This is a genomic window from Sinomicrobium endophyticum (genome assembly GCF_052983315.1).
Genome location: NZ_JBRKIS010000029.1, coordinates 22,838 through 42,826, shown reverse-complemented (window position 1 = coordinate 42,826; position 19,989 = coordinate 22,838). Strand labels below are relative to the sequence as shown.

The window sequence follows — 19,989 nt, the reverse complement described above, 5'->3', positions numbered from 1 at the left end:
GAATTCGTTTAAACTTTTTTCTTTTTGATGGGTTTGAACTTTTTCAAAGCTAACACAATAAAAGCAAGATAGTTAAACCCTGTCCAGCTTGCCACGGTGGTGTCAAACCTGTTTAGTAATGACCGGAAACTGTCCATCCAGGCATTGGTTCGCTCGATGGCATATCGCTGGTCATAAAGTTCTTTGTCAAAATAGTCATCTCTGTCCTTGTCACTGTTACGCCTGTTGAAACAGATATTGGCATTGATTTCCTTTTGGGCACAAGCCTGTCGGAAATCCTTGGAATCAAAGCCCGCATCAGCATTGAGGAACAACCCATCCACACGGAGGTCAGCATCTTCCAGAGTACCAGTGACTACTTCGAACTGCACCTCAATGTTATACAGGTCGTTATGATTGCCGGCAACAGGTTCAGACATAGCTAAAGGTAGTCCCTGCCTTTCGCTAAGGTATAGGGCATTGGTGGTTTTGCGCTTCTTACGGCCTTGGTATTCCACTTGTTCCCCGCCCCTGATGGCCGAGGTGTGACTGCCATCCAGGTCCACACTGGAAAGGTCAAGTTTTGATTTATGGCGGTTGAGGAAGCTCACCCAACAGTCTTTCCAAAAACCGCACAAGCACCATTTCCGGTAATGGTAGTAAACCGATTGCCAACTTAGCACTTTACTGTCAAAAAGGGCTTTTACAGGCACTTGATGCCACTGCACACCGGTCTTGAGCTTGTAGAGGATGGCGTTAACAATCTCAACCAATGGAACGGTCGGGGCAAATCCTCGATGAGTTTTAGGTATGTAAGGAACTATTTCCAATTCTATCGTATCTTTGTCAAGTACAGAGTACATAAAGGGTTGGTTTAGATAATTGTATGTTTCGCAACACAAATATCTTCAACCCTTTTTTATTTTTAAAAAAAGTTTAAACGAGTTCAATAAAATGGCCAATTGTTGTATTAATAATAATTCTTTTTTTGATAAAACCAATCAAAAGTTTAATCAATAGAGTTACCAAAGTTGGATATGGAAATAAATCAATTGAAGCAAGTCAACAAATTGTAACTAAAAAAATTGAAGAGCAAGAAATATCAGCAATCGACAGAGCATTAGGGATATTCAGGCCTGAAACTATTGAAATGTTTACCAATGCTGTTGAAGAAGAAACTGAACTATCAAAGTTAGAATCTAATAATGATAAAATTGAAAGGTTAAAGAATTACTCTACCATTATTTATATTAAGCGTCATTTTGACGCTATTTATTCCTCAATTTTCGGTTCTCAAATAAGAATCTTAGAGAGGCTTAACACTCTTCATCCTGAATCAAAGGAATCTTTGAAGCTCTATTATGAAAATGCCAAAAAATTTAATCCAAAGTTTTACGAAAACTACCCTTACAAAGATTATTTAAACTTTCTATTCAACTTTAATTTGATTAGAGAGGATACTGGGATTGTACAATTAACAATATTAGGGGGTGATTTTTTAAAATACCTGACAGAATCAAACAAAGATGTTAATAAGTTAAATTAAAAAACCACTAACATGTGTGTAGTGCATTAAACATACCATACACTGAACGATGCCGATGGGCGTAATAATTTGGGTAGATATTAAAAAATTGTCTTATGAAAATCAGTTACAGAAACCAAACAGTTCTTAAAATGCTACATACAGGCACCTTGGGACCAGTAGCTATTAATTCACAAGACAAAAATGAATTAACGGATGAGTTATTAGCTGAATTTGGGAAGCTATGGAAAATTAAAGCCGCTTCGTTTAACAAAAATGTAAAAGTTCTTTCGTTACCTTTTGCCGAAGCTGTGAACTGCTTTTTGCTGTCCGTGAGCCGTTTCAAAGTATCCGAACACAAACAGGAATAACGGCAGGGTTGATAAAAAGCAATAATGTTTTAACCATTGAATCACTTATGCCCAAAAACGGAATTATCTTTAGTGATGGGGCAGAGACCGACTTTTTAAGATTCAACAGCGGCGCGATCGTTACTATCGGAATTGCCCCCGAAACGGCTATGCTGGTAACGAAATCGAAGCTATAGATATACTGAAAAAATGAAATTCAAAAGTAAAAAAGACATATTATTCCGCTTTTTGATCCTTGGACTAAACGTATTCCTTGTTGGAATTACGGTTTTTGTCCTTATAATCGGGGAAGTAGACAAACATGAATATTGGGGGCTGATACTGATTCTTGGAGTAGTTGGACTTTTATTTTGGATGTATTTCGGAACAAACTACGAATTGTCGAAAGACAGACTGATATACAGGTGCGGGCCTTTAAAGGGAAAAATAGGCCTCGATTGTATCAAGGAAATTGTTAAAGGGAAAACGCTTTGGGTTGGATTTAAACCGGCGACATCGAGAAACGGACTCATTGTGAAATACGACAAATACAATAAAATCTATATTAGCCCTGAAACTAACGAATCCTTCATCGAAAAAATTTTGGAACTTAACAGTGACATAAAAGTAACAGAATAGAATTCCTCCCGACCGATATAACACTACGTAAATCTGCTTGAAAATGGTACAAATAAATATTTTTCGGAAAAGTATAAAGGATATATTTTCAAGGAATTAGGAACTTCGAATCCCGAAAAATACTTAAAAAAAGATCTTGTTTTTTTGATATTTAACAACTTTTTAGGTATCCTGTAGTAATTTTTTGTCTTTCTTTAAAGAAGGAAAATAAAACGTCTTATGAAAAAATACTACGTACTTCTTTTGCTTTTTATCCATTATGGTATCTACGCACAAACCGAAAATCTGAATTTGAGCTTTGAGGAAGTTGATGGAAAAACACCTGCGGGCTGGAGTCTTTCCGGAAATGATGATTATGATGCCTCAGTTGACCATACAATTTCAAAGGACGGCAAAAATTCTGCGGTTATAGTGTATTATGGGGACAGTCCGAACTTTAAAGCATGGACCTACAGTATCCCGGCCAAATACCAAGGCAAAAAAATAAAGCTTACCGGTTATATCAAAACGGAAAATGTCACGGATGGCTACGCCGGATTATGGTTGCGGATTGATCCCCGGGTTGCATTTGACAATATGCAAGACAGAGGGGTTACCGGGACAACAAATTGGGGAAAACATAAAATCACCCTGGACCTTAGACCGGATAAAGCACAAAAAATTGTTTTCGGAGGCTTGTTGGTAGGAAAGGGTAAAATGTGGATAGACGATCTGCAAGTTACCATAGATGGAAAACCCATTCACGAAGCTCCCTTAAAAGAATTATCAAAGGCTGAAAAGGATCGTGAATTTGATGAAGGGTCCAACATAAAATTCCCTGAACTCAACGATGAGGTGATTTCCGATCTCGATCTACTGGGAAAAATATGGGGATTTTTGAAATATCACCACCCCGAGATCGGTAAAGGAAATTATAACTTAGACTATGAGTTATTTCGGATATTACCAGAATTTCTCAATATTTCCGACAACAAAGAAAGGGATCGTGTTTTACTCGAATGGATTGAAAAATATGGCACCGTCGAAGTTTGCAAACAATGTAAAACTACCGCTAATGATGCTTTTTTAAAACCAGACCTGGATTGGATAAATAAGAGTACATTATCACCTGAATTAAAAAACAAACTTCATTATATCCGACAAAACCGGCATCAGGGAGAGCATTATTATATTGGTGGTGCGGCCAAGGTAGGCAAGCCGGAATTTAAGCACGAGAATCCCTACTCGGAGATGCCTTACCCGGATGAAGGCTTCAGATTGCTGGCACTGTACCGGTACTGGAATATGATTCAATACTACTTTCCATATAAGCATTTAATGGCCAAGGATTGGAATAATACGTTAAAGGAGTATATTCCCCGGTTTATCCATGCCGACGATGAATTGGAATACGAATTAACCGCCCTTCAGATTATAGGAGACATACAGGATACCCATGCTAATATACGGCAGGGAGGTAATGCCATTCAGGATTGGAAAGGTGCGTTTTATGCTCCCGTACAGGTAAAGTTTATAGAAAACAAATTAGTGGTTACCGACTACTATGACGATAGAATGAAAACATTTACCGGATTAGAAAAAGGTGATATAATTACCAAAATAAACGGGAAGCCTGTTGAGATCCTCATTGAGGAAAAGAAACCTTATTATCCGGCTTCCAATTACCCCACTCAATTACGGGATATGGCCAGGGATATCCTGCGCTCAAAGAAAGACACATTACACATAAATTATATAAGAAACAAAGAGGAATTGTCCAAAACCCTACAGCTTTACAATAGGGACTCTCTCCATATGGAATACTGGTATGCACGTGGTAAAAGCGATAAAAGTTATAAACTTTTGGATGGGAATATTGGTTATATTACGTTGAAAAGTATAAAAGATAAGGATATCAACGATATAAAAAAACAATTTAAGGAAGTCAAAGGGATCATTGTAGATATCCGGAATTACCCTAACACTTTTGTCCCGTTTAGCCTGGGGTCTTTCTTTACATCGCAGGTTTCACCATTTGTAAAGTTTACCAAAGCTAATTTTGATAATCCGGGAGAATTTACCTTTACTACCCCTCTTAAAATCCCACCCAAAGGAAAAAGCTTTCAAGGGAAGGTTGTTGTTCTTGTTAATGAAGATTCTCAAAGCAATTCGGAATATACGGCAATGGCATTCCGGGCAGGAGACAACGTAACTATTGTTGGTAGTACCACAGCCGGGGCCGATGGTAATATATCTGATATACATTTGCCTGGTGGACTAGTAACTTATATCTCCGGTATTGGTGTATATTATCCGGATGGTACGGAAACCCAACAAGTGGGTATTGTCCCGGATATTGAGGTTTTACCTACCATTAAAGGTGTAAAAGAAGGGATAGATGAAGTCTTGGAAAAGGCTATCGAAATCATCAATAAGGATTGATTCAAAGGCAGTAGTAAATACAAAGATTATCGTAATCCGTAGGCTCAAATCAAAAGTGGTTATTTAAAAATGTTATCGACGTTTTTTGTTACGTTGTAAAATTTTCTATTGATTTTGCTAGTAAACATTAAAAAGAATATTAACAAAAGGAAAGGGACCAATCCGCAATAAGACTAGGGGATAAACGTTATTATTCCAAAATTAAAAACAATGAAAGACCTATTAAGTAAAATTCAAACGGAAATCGAGACATTCAATGCTGATGCTGCCTCACAAGTGGAAAGTGGCAATAAAGCTGCCGGGACCCGGGCTCGAAAAGCTTCCCTGAACGTCGAAAAACTGATGAAAGAATTCCGGAAAGCTTCTTTGGAAGAAGCTAAAAAATAATTTCCAAAGGGCTGTCCGATTGTGACAGCCTTTTTGGTTGTATCCTAAAATTTCAATTCAGTTTCTCAATTAATGTCTGTACCATCTTTTTAAACCTGAATCTGGCCAGGACTATTCCGGAAATTTTTCCTGTCAAAGAGGAAACCAAAACTACCAGCAGCCCGTTGCCAATCAGGCTCCAGTTGAATATTTTCGACGTGACCAGGGTAAACAGGCAGTAACCTGTCAGGGATAGCACACAAAAAACAGCACCCAATTCACATCCGCAGGCATTGTGCCAATGATTTATTTTTTTTTCATAGGAGGTAGTTTCACTTTCCGTCAGCCGGTCTATTTGCAGTTTTATTTTTCCGGAAAAGTCCGGCCTGTCTTTCGAGACCAGTTCCAAAAGTTTTTTTGAATCATCAATGATAAAATCTTCCATACGTTGCGAATACATTTTTTAAGGAAATAAGCAAGAGTTGGCTGCTACTTTGGTAAGCCACCTCCAGGTTTCTCTCGAATCGTCCAAAGTAAAGGACGGTCCTCCACTAAGTAACAGGTACTCCAAAAAGGTATTTCCGGTAACCTTCTTATCATTTCCTGCGGGAGAGAACATAATATATTCCAAACCGTTATGGTTATCGTGGCATAGCCCGAAATAGTGCCCCAATTCATGCACTAATACCGTTTTAAAGATAAATGCAGGGATCCTGTCGGTAAAGCTTACACCACTCTTCCTTTGGTAGTGTGTGGTACTCTCACCGGGGCTTGAACAAGGGGTTTCGTACGGTGGGGGCCTGAACCAACTGGTCAGTCCGAAACTGGGATCGTCATTTAAATATTGGAATAGGGCCAGTGCCGGAACTTTACAAAGCGGATCGTTAACCCCATTACGTGGAAAATTTGTAAACACTTCGTCATGTACAGTTTTATTCATCGGGATAAACTGATTGTTGGGATCAAACTCCGAATCTATAGGATAATCTTTTATGACTCCCCAGGAAAACTCCAGGCCTAATTGGTGCCCTTTTTCTTTGGCAACCCTCAGGAAGCTTTCAAACCGGTCTAAGCGGATAGGGTAGACCGTAAATTCCGGTACGGCCCCGGGCCCTTCATCCACAAATCGTTTCAGGTCAAAATACGAAACCCTGATGTCGGTACCCGTATATACGACTTCACCCAGAACGGATGCCGTTTGGGTAGCCCATTTTTTTCCGGCACAACCGTTTATTTGCCCGGCCAATGCAAAAAGATTAATGTCCCCCCTTTGGTGCAGTTCCCTTAAATACCGGCCGGAACGGATGGCCATCCTTCTGGCGTCTATCTCAACCGGCAACCCCATCGGGCAGCTGTAAAAACGCATTTCGTCTTTAATGCGTTCAATGCGAGCCTGATCATCTCCAAAGGCTTCTGTAAGAGAGGAATCTATGATTTCTTTAAGCTTCTTCTTACGAACATTTTTGGCAATACCACTTACAAGTACCCATCCTATGATGCCAAAAAAATCGAGAACAACATGTCCGATTCCCGTACCGACGTTGGTCAGGCCGCCACTTATCCTGCATCCGTTAAGGTTCAGTATCCCGAACACTATATCACGAACCCCGCTGAGAAGATCGCAAACAGTCCCAATGAGGTGTTGAACAGCGGTGATCGCCCCGTCAACAAAGCCAAACAAAACCCGTCCTAACCACCCAAAAGATTCGGTGAGTGAGCAGGTAAGAGTTTTAAAATCGTTTAAATACTCAAGAAGGTCACATACAAGCCCCTTTATAAAATCAAAAATATCTTCTACAATATCCAGGATATCTTTCCAGAATTCCCAGATTGATTTTAACGCTTCCAGAGGATCGGTAAAAATACACACCAGGAAAGTAACGAGAAACTTCAGTATCCTTGTCACTAGTTTGACCACCACATCGACTACGATCATTACGATTTTGCATGCCAGGTAAGTAACCCATTTAATGATGGTTACAATAACCCAGGTCACCACTTTGACGACAAGGGTCACGATCCAGCAAAACCATTTGTTACAGCATAAACAGTACCATTTACACTTCCGTTTCTTGCATTTTTTCTCCTGTTTGGAAACCCATTTTTCAATAGGTTTCTTTACTTTTTCTTCAATCTTCTTCTTTACTTCGGTACATTGTTTTTTCGCTTTTTTAATAGCTTTTTCCACAGGTACCTGGACCTTTTCGGTGATCCACTTCTTTACTTTCTTGCAGGCGGTCATGATTTTATATTTTGATCATTAAACGGATAGGAACTTATTCTTGCTTTCATTCAAAAAAATCTTGTGCCCTAATGCACCGTATTTTTTCCTGATCCGGGTCACAGGAGAAAAGTGATGGCGTTAGCGATATCCGGCAGTTTTTGGAATATGTATTTCCCTCAAAAAATGGTGAAGTTCTATATGTTCTTACCAAAAACAATATAAAGATACTGATGTAATCACTTGAACAAAAGGGTGTTATTCCCCTTTTTGCATGAGGGAAAGTCCCCTTTTCACTTCGGTTTCAATGTAGCAAATACCGCTTCCTTCCTTCAAAGTGTATTATTTCAGAGTAGTATGAATAGTGTTTCAAATGGTAGTACACAAGGGGTCCAAATACATATTTTGGGCATCTCCCCTTTGGGGACCGGGCTTTCCGTTCCTATCTTTTCTATGGGAAAAGGATTTCCGCTCTAATCCCTGACGCGGCGTATCAGCTTTCATAAGATTCCTATACGATAACTTTCTTTCACTTCACACGGTTTATTCATCCTGCTTGCGCTACCACCACAACCCTCTGTCACGGATGCCTTTACCTTTTTCGATGCCATCGTAGGGGGCGGCGATGGTATCCTTTACGAGACTGCCGGGGCACTCGGTAAAGGGGAACGCGTTTTTATTACCGCCAAATTGCTCGGCTATATCCGGGTCGGGAACGGAGATGACGTCACCGAAAAATATGTGTTCCTCACGACTTCGCACGACGGTACAGGCAGCATTACCGCAGCTTTTACGCCTATAAAAGTGGTTTGCGCGAATATCTTTAACGCGGCTTTAAAAAATGTGACCCACGTGGTACGTATCCGCCATACGGCCAATGCCAAACAACGGTTGGAAGATGCCCATAAGGTCATGGGACTGGCCAATACCTTCAGCAGTGAACTGGAAGGCATTTTTAACCGTTGGGCGAAAGTGCGTATCAAAGACGAAGAAGTAAAAAAACTCATCCGTATGGCCATGTGCCCCAATAAGGAAACATGGGAAACCCTGAAAAACGGGGATGAAGACAGCCTGTCCACCCTGTTTAAAAATACCACTGATGATGCTTTTTCATACGCGATGATGGCAGACACCCAACAAATGGAAACTACCAAAGGGACTGTCTTTGGCTGCTATAATGCGGTAACGGGCTATTACCAAAATGTCCGCAGTTTCAAGAGCGATGAAGATAAGGTAAAGTCTATCCTTTTGGGAGGGACAGCCCAAAACAGAGCGCAAAAAGCCTTTGACCTCTGTGCTGATACGAAGGATTACTCTACCTTCTTGTAGCCGCATATTTATACAAAGAACTACTCCCTATTTTCAAAAGGGTGCGTTCTTATACGACCAGTTGGATACAGTCTAATTTAGAAAAGCGTAAAAAGAGTCTAGTCAAAAGTCTAAATTATGTCTCGGATAAAAATCCGGCACTAAAAGATATGGTCAAATAGGAGATTGAAAACATAATTTATTCCGATTTAACAGGTTACAATTGGCGTAGGCAGAAGCATTTACAGTTCCTAAACTTTTATAATAAAATTAAAGACAGGATTTCTCTAAAGGATTTTAAATTTTTATTTGGAAACTGCCATATTAGTAAAGATGGAGTTGTTTCGATTAAACCTACCTTTTCTACGAAAATTTATATGATCCAGAATTATATTTTTCTAGTGCTTTCGGTATTGATGTTTTTATGTCTTTTCGTACTTAGTTTTTTGGTTCACAAAGAACCATTTGGGATACAGTTTTTTATAGCTCTTTTATGTGTAATGTCATTGTTTGGAGGTTTCTTTTTATTTGGTGAGATAATGAGAATAAAGAGGCTAACAAAATTCATAAAAGAAAATTATGATAATTATTTGATCCCAGGTTATGAAACTAAATAGGGTATTTAACTGAATTGATCAGAATTTAATCTGACGGTCATAAGTAATTTTCACACAACACAAACAAGACGTAACAACCTATTACCTATTGATCTAAAAACATTGTCACTCTGAGATATCACATAAGAATTCCAAATCCTGTAAGAATTGGTTCGAGATTTGTACCTTTGGGCCCACAACAGCAACCACAAGGCCTCCGAAATTTCGGAGGCTTTTTTATTTCTGCCCGGGTACAACATTCAGGTACAACAAACACACTTCTTATTTTACTTTATTGCAAAAAAGTACAATAGCAGGACACGTTATTGTATTTTTGTGTACTTTTATATAATAACATACTCCCTTAGTATACGCAGAGAAATGAAAGGTTTTAAAGGATCATGCCCAAAAGTTGTGGGCTAGGCAAAATATTGGTTAGTCTGTATAGGAAAGTGTATATACCCTTGGCAAGCATTATTTCTTTTGAATATTTATTTTTTTGTAAAGCCGGATTGTTCTGACCACCACCACAACAGAAACACTATAATCCCTATGGTAGCTCCCAAAATACATACGCCATTCCATCCCCAGTGGGCAAAAACCATTGTAGAAGCAATAGAACCGGTTGCACTTCCCATAGAATAGAATATCATATACCCTCCGGTAATCCGGCTACGGGCTTCGGGATCAATTTTAAGAATAAGACTTTGGTTAGTTACATGTACTGCCTGAAGCCCCATATCAAAAATAACGATCCCCAGGATCAACAACCATAGCGAATGAAACATCAAAGCTATGGGCAGCCAGGATATGAGCATTAGTATCAAGGCAATACCGGAGGTCCACCGGGCATATCCGCGATCAGACAAGCTACCGGCCTTTGCTGCACCAAGTGCTCCTGTGACCCCGGCAAGCCCGAACATCCCGATAGCGGTATGTGAAAAGGAAAAAGGAGGCTGGCTAAGAGGCAATACCATAGGCGTCCATAAAACCTGCCCTGCAGCAAATATCAACATGGCCATAAGGGAGCGTATCCGAAACAAAGGATTTTTGCGGAAAAGGACAAATATAGAGCCGAGCAATCGGGGATAACTTACAAGGTTCTTTGGTTTTTCAGGGTCCGGAAGCGTACGGAATAATATAATACTCATAGCTATCACCATTATTGCCGATATGAGATAAACACTCCGCCATCCTGCTAATTCCGTAAGAGTCCCCGCCACGGTTCGGGCCAATAATAACCCGATAACTACTCCACCTGTAACAGTCCCCACTGTACGCCCCCTTGTTAGGTCATCAGCCATATTTGCAGCATAAGCCACGAGGGCCTGAGTTACTACGGCCATTAACCCTACGAGGAACATCCCGGCAAGCAACATAAAAACGGATGTCGCCAATCCGGCAATTAATAAAAACAATCCCAGCAAAAGGAATTGAAAAAGAATAAGTTTTCGCCCGTTTACCAGATCACCGAGAGGGACCAGTAATAACAATCCTATACCATAGCCTATTTGTGATATTGTAACTATAATTCCCACTTCGCCATGATGGATATGAAACGTTGCTCCCATGGTATCCAGCAGAGGTTGTGCATAATAAACATTGGCGACAGCAAGTCCACAGGCCACTGCCAGTAATATGACATGGGTGGAAGATAAGTTGTTGCTGCTTTTTAGTTCTTTTTTCATACTTTTACACTTGCAAAAAACAAGTACAAAGCAAAACAATAAACTTGCATTTTGCAAGTAATCGTAGGATTTTATGAAAAAATTCACAAACAGGTCTTTATGTCCTATCAGTACAGCATTGGATATATTTGGAGACAAATGGACGCTCCTGGTCATCCGGGATATTATTTTTGAAAGCAAATCATCCTACAAAGAATTTACCCAATCCGAAGAAAAAATAGCCACCAATATTTTAGCGGATCGGCTGAGTATTCTTGAAGCACAAGGATTAGTAGTTAAAGAGAAAACACCGGGTAACAGATCGAGACACCTGTATTACCCTACTCAAAAAGCCATTGCTTTAATTCCTGTTATCGCAGAACTCATCCTTTGGGGCAACACATACTATCCGGATACTTATACACATCCTAAAAGCTTACTTACCGATCTGAAAACGGATAAAACAAATACCATACAAACCTATACGGAAAAATTAATGGCCAATTTAAATCACCAAAAGGAAAAAAGATGAACTTGAAAAAAAATCTAACCCTTGGTATATATAGTTTACACACTTTTGGGGTAGTGTCAAAATTCCTCTTTCTTCATTCTGATAATAGATTGCTCAAAAATTCCAAATTTTCCAAAAATTGATGTGAGATTTGTATCTTTTGGGTCGACAATTGTAAACACAAGGAGGCCATCTAAAAAACTTTTTTAGACGGGCTCTTTTTTATTTTAACAATAAACTCGTTTAAACTTTTTCCATCCCGATATTATCGGGATACCCCGAGGTAGTTGACTATGCTTTTTGAGAAAAGTAAGGTGCGGGCGTGACGCTTGTAGCAGCCAGCCGGATTGCAGATAATATAATCCCTGTTGTTTTTTTGATGGCTACCGGCTTCGCAGCCATTTGACCGGCCGTTGTGTGATTGAATAATTGGTAGAGCGGACCTCATGACAGACACAGCCCCCAGGCATACATACCCATGGCAGGATCAAAACAGTATTCAACCCGTTACTCCCGCTTTAAAGCCCGGAAAACGGTCATAAACACAATCCCGTTTACACTGAAGGGAACTCCGTATGCAGCTGCCCCCTTCCCGTTAACCGTACACCGGTCCCCTTTTGATTCCATCCCCGGTTGCCTTAGCCGCTAACAGGATTGGGGTTATATTGTATTGGGAACGGGTGAACGGCCAGGGGAACCCTGTTTACCGCATACGTACTTACGTTGACCACTTACCGGATTGCTGTTCATTACCTACCCGGATGGGTTGACGGCTCAAGGAGATGTGTTTGCGGTGTAACGGACTGCATTCATCACCTACCGGATCATGTTTACGGCATACCGGACTGGGTTGACTGCTTACCGGATTACTGTTGATTTCATCCCGGGGTGGGTTTACGGCATAAGTAATCCTCCCGGCAGCCGGGAGAATTCCGTTTACGGCTCAGGGGAATAGGTATGTGGCTCGATACATCCCCTTAGCTGTAAAAAGATAAAGGGATGAATACATAAGCAGTTGGGTCAGCGGTCAACCTGGTTGCCTGTGCATGTGAACGCAAATGCAAAAGCGGCGGACTGATCTCAGTCCGCCGCTTACGGGGTTGCTTATGCGACATACAGGGGCCGGTTCCGTATATACGCATTCCCTTAAATGGTACTATCCGGGTTTGTCGGGGAATAAAAACCCTAGTAGTTTCCGCCACCGGAAACGCTTCCGGATGACCCGGGCAAGGAACACAAGGGCTACGAACGCTATGCCAATCAACCACCAGCGCCAGCCGGGGGCACCGGTGCGCTGTACGGCCCTGGCTTCGTACTGCCGGGCTTCCCGGGTATGGGTGCTGTCTCGCAGGTTGTGTTTTTCCTGCCGGGTATGGCTGTGGTGTTGGTTTTGCAACGCATCATAAACCACCTTACGCCGGTTATAGATCACCACTTTTTCAGCCTCCCCGCTAAAGCCAGAATCCCGGTGATAGCTAAACCGTCCTACAGGCACGATAGCCACTGCTTCCAGTTCCTGCCAAGCCTGGTGTACCTGTGCCAAAGACAAGCTGTCGAACTGTTCGACGGACATGGCGCGGAAGTCGGTTATTCGTGCTTCCGAACGCTGTTTAATTTCGCTTTGCCGGTGGCGTCCCGATGTGTATCGGGATCGGGAGATACTACAGCAGGCCATAAAAAAACAACCGGCCCACAGGAGGAATAGCTTTAGTGGCGTGTTCATGATCATTCCTTTACCGTGGCACGCATCGAGGACACGGGGCTCCAGGAGCTCACGCCGTTTTTGTTACGCGCCCGTACCCGGAAATAATACGTCACACCGTCCTGCACGGGGGCATGGAAATTACCACGTGAGCTCGAAGTCCGGCCGGCAGGCTGCCATAGGGGCTGCCCTGTTTCGTCCACCGCATCCGCAATCTGTTTTTCGTACTCATAGGCTTCCCGAATGGCCGGGAAATCCAGTAATATCTCGTCCGGTCTCCGGGAAGCGCGGATACGCGTCCACTCACAGGAAGAAGGGACACTGATACTCCTGGGGCTGGCTACGGGGTAGAACCCCGAGCTGAGCTGTGTAGAAGCCAGGTCGCTGAAGTTATTGATGTACGTCGTTACCCGGCGCATCATCGTCACCAGGGCGGCGCGGGCTTCGTCTTTTTCCTTGGTTTCCCGAAGGTTACCACCCGCAACGGTAATGGCCTGTTTGTTCAGGTAATCCTGCGCCACGGGTTCGTATTCCGCAAATGGCGGGTACAGGTCCGGGAAATGGGTATTCGTCCCCAGGGCATCCAGGGTTCGGGTGGCCAGTACGGCCAGGTCGCCATCACTCAGATGGCCGTAGTTTGTTACTAATTTTGGTCGTCTCATTTTTTTAAGTTTTTAATGTTAAACATTTTGTTCTGTGCAGCTTTGTGTCATAGTTTGTTTCACAGAGGCACACAGAGGTTTCACAGAGTTTCACAAAGGTTCAATAGTAGGTCTAATCTCCCGTCCACCGGGCAATAACGGTAAGGGTACGGACGGGGCGGCGTTTGCGTACTACGGCATTGTCTACATTGCCTTCTACGGTATAGGCCCAGTTGGCGGTCCACCGGTCTATAAAACCGGCGTGGGCTATACGGCCCAGCCTGGTATTGTAGAGGCCGAAGACGTCGCCGGCACGCGGGGTTTTTTGGGCCTTCCCTCCTTTTTTGTTCCTCCGGATCACCTTACGCTCCGGGAACAGTGCAGGGCTCCAGGGGGTGCGGGGTTGGGTGTAGCCCGCCTTGTTAAAGCAGAAGCTTACAAATGCAGCGCACCAGTTGTAGCCTTCGCCAAGGCCGGTATAGCGGAGGTATTCCGCTACCCGCCGGCCATCGTTCTGCCCGGTGGCTTCTTGTACACCCACTTCGGCCGTGTATACCCGGCGCAGGGTGCTTACATCATTTGCGAGAGCCAGAGGGCCATACCCCAGAATAAGGAGATATAGCCAACCAGGTAAATACATACGTGTTGCCATGGGTTCAGTTTTAGGGAATGTGTGGTAAAAGCGCTGTCCAGCAGCCGTCTGAAGCCGCGATACAGTTGTGCGGCCAATGTGCTGGCCAGCAGGTGGCAGGCGGCTACGCCCAGCAGTACCAGCAGCACCAGGCTCAGGGTGCCGGCATCTACCGTGGCTGCGGTGCTGTCCGCCAGCCGCAGCAGCGGACCGGCATACAGGAAGGCCGAGAGCAGGAGGAGGATAAGGACGGCTTGTCTCCCCCATCTTCGCAGGTGCCGGTATCGCGGCCCCTGGGCCTGGTCGTGCAGGAAATCGACATAGTCGTCTTCCCTCGTTACTTTCCGCAGCCGGAACGGTTCCGGACGCGGGGGTTTTCGGGTGTTGCTTTGTGTGTTCATCATTTTTTGTTTTTTAAGGTTATGTTTTGTGTTCATCATCAACATAGCAGGGCTATGGCAGGAGATCGAAATTCGCAGACAAGTACGGGGGGCTGGAGTCCTGGAGTCTTGGAGTTTGGGAGTCTTGGAGGGTGTTACTCATCAACTCACCAACTCATCAACTCCAAAAACCACAACAAGTACACGTCTCCCGATAATCATCGGGAGCGAACCCCCGCCCAAGCGGGGGTGTGGCAATCTCATCAGGCCGGCAGCATACCCCCAATGGTATGCGCATACTAGCTACCAGATCGCCGCTCCCGATATACATCGGGATCGCGAAGACGCTTTCCGTTTGGTTTGGGTGTTCTTCTAAAATCCCGAAAAAAACGTTTTTTCCAATTTGCACAACCCTCAAAACGTTGCCTCACCCAACTCCAGGACTCCAAGACTCCTCAACTCCCCCCGAGCTGACCTTCGCCATGCAAAGCTCCCCGTGAAATGTTAAAGCTTTTCCCCAGATGACACGTAATTACGTAAAACTTTAACATTTATAGGTTTTGAGCAGATTTAAGCCTTTTTGGTGCATGTATTGGATAGAACTCCCCTCAAACAGCCATAAATTATATGCCCAATGGAACAAAATTCTTCTTACGGATTTCTTTCGTAAGATCGAAGAAAATACGTACAAATAAGAGTCTGGAAAAGTGTTGTTTTACAGGATATCGTCCTCATCCATCTTTTTGGAAAGCCGGAAGATCAGTTCTTCCAGGAACCGTATGCGTTGTCCCTTGCGCATCCTGATCTCCGCATAAGTTTTGTAAACTTGTGGCAACCGAATATTGAAAAAGGTTTCAAAAGCAGCAGTAATATCACCGATCTCGGCCTGTCCGTGATTAAAGGCTTTCCCGCTATACAAGGCATAGATCAGTTCTGTCAGTGAAGCCTTGGATGCGGTCCATTCCAGGTGAGGTAGCAGGCTATTATCCGGGCTGGAAAACGGTCCTGGAAAAATTTGTTGTATGCCTTTATGAAGGTATTTCACTACCCGCTGCGTAGCCTGGACCCGCGCCCATAAAAAATCGTGTGAAGTGGAAAAATCCGGGTCCCGGTAGCCTTCACCGGGAGAGAACGGAACGTGTTCCCAGGCCTGCCGGGTAAAATATTCCGTATCCCGGTGGGTATGCCCCTGTTCCATATAATAGCTGAAATCCCGGTGTTTCCGGAAGAACTTTTCCGCCTTATGCAGTTGTTTTTTGTAGAACTGTTTTTGCTGCCCGGTATCTGCCCGTGGTTTTCGTAGCTCCAAAGAACCTGCTTCCGTAAAGTAGATCAGCCAACTTAAAGGGACTACTTTTACTTCCTTGAAAAACCGTATTTCGGCCGCTTCGGAATCCAGTCCGTTTTCCCCGACCATTTGCCGTAAACGGTACAGGGTTTTACGGCACAGATGTATGCCCCGGTGCGTGCGTTTTACCGTATCGGGGTTTAAAGGCAATACCTGTTGTAATTCCCGGTCAAACCCGGTGAGTATACGTTCAAATACCATATCCTCGGGGTATAGCTGTCAAAAAAAGGGATATGCCTGTTATGCGGTCCTTCGGGAGATTACCATACGATAACAGGGCTCTTTTCACCGGGGTAGGTTTTAGATCCTTTCCGATTTTTTTGGTGCATATGGTTCTTTTAATACGCGGTAAGCTATAAAAAATCTGCCGATAATACCACACATTTTATTTTCCCCCCTAAAAAACTCCCGCATATATCATTTCCGTTTCCTTAAGTACCATTTCATTTGCCAACCCCAGTAAAATCAATACATCACAGCGGTTAAAATACTGTATTTCAGCAGAAAAAGAAGATTTGCTAAAAATATTTTTTAGTAACTTGGGCTTACCCCTACCCTAAAAAAAGAGCTGATGATGAACCATGTAGAAAATACGTATGCCTGGTTGTGGATTTCCCGGGGGCTGCTTTTTATTGCTTACAAGCCTGGTACCGTAATTGATATCCGGGCAGCCCGGAAGGTGACTACAGACCGGCTGGCCTTGCAAAAAAAGGAAACTTTTCCTGTTTTTGTAGACTTCCGGGAAGTGAAATGCGCGGATAAAGAAGCCAGGGATTATTTTGCCACCGATGGCCTTGTTTTGATGCGCTGTATGGGTGTGCTCATTGCCACCGGTTTTGCCCGCACCCTTGTAGATTACTACCGCAAGAGCAATAAACCGACCATCCCGGTAGAGCTGTTTACCGAGGAAAGGGATGCTTTGAACTACCTTAAAAACTATATCTGAAACCCTGTTGTCCCTTATGTTTAAACCCTCAAATCCGAAGTTATGAAAAATAAAGAACACCTGCTTTTAAACAGTGATTACAACAAAAAAAGATTTGACCGGATCCAACAGGTACTCATGGAAGCTGCGTCCGGTAATTTCAATTACCGGGCAGAACGTTCCGGCAGGAATGATGCCCTGGAAGCCACAACCGTTATGACCAATATTGCCATGGAGGAGCTGGACGCCTTGTTTATAGGTATGGATTACCACGACTACGTGGCAGAAAACAGCATCAACCTTACGGCATTTTACCTGGATGAACAACTGGTTATCCGGGCCCTCCATCCGCACATTGCCGATATCCTGTCCTGGGACCCGGATTTTATGGCGGGAAAACCTTTGGATGATTTCCTGGCGGAAGATTCCCGTGCCGCGTGTAAAAGCATCCGGCAACGGTTAAAGCACAAGTCGGAGGTCAATGAAAATGTAAAACTGTTTTTTAGAACGGAAAACGGGCTGGTAATCCCGGCAGCATGTAATATTTCCTCCCTGTTCGGTGACCCGTTACCGCAGGGGAAAACGGTGAGCCTGACTTTCCAACATGTGAAAATACAACAGGGAGAGGCTTTGACCCATCTCATGGCACGCAGCCAGGAAAAGATCCTGGAACTCAAAACTACAAAACAGATTACCCTGCGTATGACCGATGTGCGAAGCCTGCGGAATATACATAATTACATATTGCGCCACCTGGAACAACCCCTGCCATCGATGAAGGTCCTGGCTCATACTTTTGGTATCAATGAATTTAAACTTAAAAACGGGTTTAACCAGCTATATGGTGTCCCGGTCTTCAGGTTTCACCGGCAGCAACGGCTTAAAAGAGCAAAATTTCTCATACAGACTACAGAGATGTATGTAAAAGATATCGCAAAGCTTGCCGGATACCCGGATACTTCTCATTTTACCAAAGCCTTTAAAAAACAATACGGATGCACCCCCCGTACCTTTAAAGGCATTCCCTGGGAAGAGGAAGAATCAACCGCTGCCGGACTGTAAGTCCGGAGGTTAGAAAGTGGCAAGCCTGTCCGTCCGGAAGGCGGGAAAATTGCCATAGTTATTGGGTTACTGGGTTATTTAGCCCACACGCAATAGCTTAAGAACCTTAGTACGTGACAAAATTCAATTGCGCAGGATTTTCCTCGATTTTTGACCCCGACCCTAAAGGGAGATCCCGATAAATATCGGGAGAGGAAAATCGGGTTCCATTTAGGCGCTGCATTGATCCCGATAAATATCGGGACAGTCGAAATGGGTAGGGTACAACTCATTTTCCGACAAATAGTGTCAGCATCTAATTTTGTCATTTACTAAACACCGTATTAATTTTAACCAACCGAAAATGAATTATGAACTGTCATGAAAACAAGTTTGCCCGGTTATGGGTACATAAAGGAATTCTATTTTTTGAGTATAAACCCGGCATTACGCTAAACAGCAGTATTTCTAAAAGAGTCCTAACCGCATGCCGGAAGCTCCAGGGGAAAAAGAGATATCCCGTATTTTGCGATATCCGCGGGGTTGTTGCTATTGAAAAGGCAGGACGGGATTACCTGGCCGGGGGGAGACTGACGCAATTCAAAGCCATTGGTTTTCTGGCAGAAGACCTCGCCATGCACATGATGATACGCTATTTCCGGGAAAAAAGTGATCCCGGTATCCCCATACGCGTATTTACCAACAAAAAAGCTGCCCTGAGATTTCTTCTTCGGCAGCTTTAAATGACCATATATGACCTCCAATCCAAACAGCAATTATTATGTATTGGGAGACCCAGCAAGAACGGATGGATATGTTATGCGATGTATTTGTGGAAATGTCCCGCGGCAATTTTGCCTATACCTTAAAACGCTCCGGGAAGCACGAAGAATTTGACGCTATTTGCCTGCTTATCAATATGGCCAACGAGGATATCCGGGAATCCTTTAAACATCATAGCCTGGTCAACCCCCGCCAGGCGTACCGGTACCTGTTGAATATGGGGATCATCCTGGACACGGATCATTGTATCCTCAATGTCAATACCGCCGCAACCGGGATATTAGGGAGGTCCTTTAAGGAATTACAAGGAAAACCATTAAAGGCGATACTGGCTCCGTCCTCCCGGAAAAAATGGGAGGAATTTAAAAAAGTTTTTTCGGAAAACCCCGACTGTAATCATTTTGAAAAGCTCACTTATGAGGTCTCCCCTGCCTTAACGGTCCCTGCTTTTTGTAATGTGTTGCGATTTCCCGGAAGCCCCCTGATCTATATCTTTTCCATTGTAATCTCCCGGCAGGAAGAACCCGCTGCACATAAGGCCGGGAAAGGAAGCCCCCAGCGATACCCTTCTTTCCAGGAACACGAAGCCAGGTTGATCCAGGACGTGCACGATTATATTTTAAGGTCCCCGGAACATCCCCTGCCTTCACTGAAAGCACTGGCCCGCCATTTTAGCACCAATGAACACAAACTGAAATCAGGCTTTAAAAAGTATTTTGGCGACACGATCTTTCACTATTTTAACCATAAAAGACTGGAAAGGGCGCTGTTTCTTATACAACACTCCCATATACCGCTCAAGGCTATTGCCGGAATGACCGGGTTTAAAACCTACCCCCATTTCTATAAAGCCTTTAAACTTAAATACGGGGATTCCCCCGGTACCTTAAGAAAGAAAGCATAGCCTTACAAGGCCTGTTTAAAATACTGTAATACAAACTTTATCTCCCGTATT

19 protein-coding genes and 1 pseudogene are annotated in these 19,989 nt (G+C 43.4%); 11 read left to right on the top strand and 9 right to left on the bottom strand.

Translation table 11 applies throughout. The features are described 5' to 3' along the window. Positions 1 to 8: 8 nt before the first annotated feature. Positions 9 to 842, bottom strand: a complete 834-nt coding sequence (locus ACVBDU_RS11850) for an IS5 family transposase (protein WP_447177729.1) — start codon at positions 840 to 842, stop codon at positions 9 to 11. A 125-nt stretch (positions 843 to 967) separates the two neighbouring features. Between ACVBDU_RS11850 and ACVBDU_RS11845 the strand changes: the two genes are divergently transcribed. From ACVBDU_RS11845 to ACVBDU_RS11825, 5 genes are all read left to right on the top strand, one after another. Further along, complete coding sequence (locus ACVBDU_RS11845) at positions 968 to 1,525, top strand: hypothetical protein (RefSeq protein WP_447179968.1); 558 nt, start codon at positions 968 to 970, stop codon at positions 1,523 to 1,525. Positions 1,526 to 1,620: 95 nt separating this feature from the next. After that, complete coding sequence (locus ACVBDU_RS11840) at positions 1,621 to 1,875, top strand: hypothetical protein (protein WP_447179967.1); 255 nt, start codon at positions 1,621 to 1,623, stop codon at positions 1,873 to 1,875. A 189-nt stretch (positions 1,876 to 2,064) separates the two neighbouring features. Beyond that, positions 2,065 to 2,493 (top strand): PH domain-containing protein, encoded by a 429-nt coding sequence (locus tag ACVBDU_RS11835; RefSeq protein ID WP_447179966.1) that lies wholly within the window; start codon positions 2,065 to 2,067, stop codon positions 2,491 to 2,493. Positions 2,494 to 2,712: 219 nt separating this feature from the next. Further along, positions 2,713 to 4,914, top strand: a complete 2,202-nt coding sequence (locus tag ACVBDU_RS11830) for a S41 family peptidase (protein ID WP_447179965.1) — start codon at positions 2,713 to 2,715, stop codon at positions 4,912 to 4,914. Positions 4,915 to 5,124: 210 nt separating this feature from the next. Continuing rightward, positions 5,125 to 5,301: a BF3379 family histone-like protein gene (locus ACVBDU_RS11825; RefSeq protein ID WP_447179964.1), complete on the top strand. Its 177-nt coding sequence runs from the start codon at positions 5,125 to 5,127 to the stop codon at positions 5,299 to 5,301. Between the two features lie 52 nt (positions 5,302 to 5,353). Here the strand turns inward: ACVBDU_RS11825 and ACVBDU_RS11820 are convergent, their stop codons facing one another. Together ACVBDU_RS11820 and ACVBDU_RS11815 are read right to left on the bottom strand one after the other, a co-directional pair. Further along, positions 5,354 to 5,725 (bottom strand): hypothetical protein, encoded by a 372-nt coding sequence (locus tag ACVBDU_RS11820; protein WP_447179963.1) that lies wholly within the window; start codon positions 5,723 to 5,725, stop codon positions 5,354 to 5,356. Between the two features lie 18 nt (positions 5,726 to 5,743). Further along, positions 5,744 to 7,522, bottom strand: coding sequence for a hypothetical protein (locus tag ACVBDU_RS11815; RefSeq protein WP_447179962.1), 1,779 nt, complete (start codon positions 7,520 to 7,522; stop codon positions 5,744 to 5,746). A gap of 564 nt (positions 7,523 to 8,086) precedes the next feature. Between ACVBDU_RS11815 and ACVBDU_RS11810 the strand changes: the two are divergent. Further along, a pseudogene (locus ACVBDU_RS11810) lies at positions 8,087 to 8,830 on the top strand (DUF932 domain-containing protein); the annotation flags it as partial. 1,066 nt (positions 8,831 to 9,896) lie between these two features. Here the strand turns inward: ACVBDU_RS11810 and ACVBDU_RS11805 are convergent. Then, positions 9,897 to 11,093 (bottom strand): MFS transporter, encoded by a 1,197-nt coding sequence (locus ACVBDU_RS11805; protein WP_447179961.1) that lies wholly within the window; start codon positions 11,091 to 11,093, stop codon positions 9,897 to 9,899. A gap of 73 nt (positions 11,094 to 11,166) precedes the next feature. Here ACVBDU_RS11805 and ACVBDU_RS11800 point away from each other — a divergent pair, with 73 nt between their 5' ends. After that, a complete protein-coding gene (locus tag ACVBDU_RS11800; protein ID WP_447179960.1) occupies positions 11,167 to 11,604 on the top strand; it encodes a winged helix-turn-helix transcriptional regulator in 438 nt (145 codons plus the stop codon). A gap of 1,135 nt (positions 11,605 to 12,739) precedes the next feature. Here the strand turns inward: ACVBDU_RS11800 and ACVBDU_RS11795 are convergent. From ACVBDU_RS11795 to ACVBDU_RS11775, 5 genes are all read right to left on the bottom strand, one after another. Further along, the gene (locus ACVBDU_RS11795; protein WP_447179959.1) at positions 12,740 to 13,306 is read right to left on the bottom strand and encodes a hypothetical protein; all 567 of its coding nucleotides are present in this window, start codon (positions 13,304 to 13,306) and stop codon (positions 12,740 to 12,742) included. Between the two features lie 2 nt (positions 13,307 to 13,308). Then, positions 13,309 to 13,947 (bottom strand): hypothetical protein, encoded by a 639-nt coding sequence (locus ACVBDU_RS11790; RefSeq protein WP_447179958.1) that lies wholly within the window; start codon positions 13,945 to 13,947, stop codon positions 13,309 to 13,311. A 112-nt stretch (positions 13,948 to 14,059) separates the two neighbouring features. After that, positions 14,060 to 14,578, bottom strand: coding sequence for a C40 family peptidase (locus ACVBDU_RS11785; RefSeq protein WP_447179957.1), 519 nt, complete (start codon positions 14,576 to 14,578; stop codon positions 14,060 to 14,062). Continuing rightward, positions 14,497 to 14,994 carry a hypothetical protein gene (locus tag ACVBDU_RS11780; protein WP_447179956.1) on the bottom strand — a complete coding sequence of 166 codons (498 nt, stop codon included), beginning with the start codon at positions 14,992 to 14,994 and terminating at the stop codon, positions 14,497 to 14,499. Before ACVBDU_RS11780 ends, ACVBDU_RS11785 begins: the two co-directional genes overlap by 82 nt. Positions 14,995 to 15,652: 658 nt before the next feature. Further along, the gene (locus ACVBDU_RS11775; RefSeq protein ID WP_447179955.1) at positions 15,653 to 16,486 is read right to left on the bottom strand and encodes an RteC domain-containing protein; all 834 of its coding nucleotides are present in this window, start codon (positions 16,484 to 16,486) and stop codon (positions 15,653 to 15,655) included. Between the two features lie 370 nt (positions 16,487 to 16,856). On the opposite strand from ACVBDU_RS11775, the gene ACVBDU_RS11770 reads away from it, so the two are divergent. The 4 genes from ACVBDU_RS11770 (at position 16,857) to ACVBDU_RS11755 (ending at position 19,938) form a co-directional block, all read left to right on the top strand. Continuing rightward, positions 16,857 to 17,231 carry a DUF7793 family protein gene (locus tag ACVBDU_RS11770; RefSeq protein WP_447179954.1) on the top strand — a complete coding sequence of 125 codons (375 nt, stop codon included), beginning with the start codon at positions 16,857 to 16,859 and terminating at the stop codon, positions 17,229 to 17,231. A 42-nt stretch (positions 17,232 to 17,273) separates the two neighbouring features. Next, positions 17,274 to 18,272 carry a helix-turn-helix domain-containing protein gene (locus ACVBDU_RS11765; RefSeq protein ID WP_447179953.1) on the top strand — a complete coding sequence of 333 codons (999 nt, stop codon included), beginning with the start codon at positions 17,274 to 17,276 and terminating at the stop codon, positions 18,270 to 18,272. Positions 18,273 to 18,622: 350 nt separating this feature from the next. After that, the gene (locus ACVBDU_RS11760; RefSeq protein WP_447179952.1) at positions 18,623 to 18,994 is read left to right on the top strand and encodes a DUF7793 family protein; all 372 of its coding nucleotides are present in this window, start codon (positions 18,623 to 18,625) and stop codon (positions 18,992 to 18,994) included. Positions 18,995 to 19,032: 38 nt separating this feature from the next. After that, entirely contained in the window at positions 19,033 to 19,938 is a 906-nt protein-coding gene (locus ACVBDU_RS11755) for a helix-turn-helix domain-containing protein (protein ID WP_447179951.1), read from the top strand. The last annotated feature ends 51 nt before the right edge of the window (positions 19,939 to 19,989 follow it).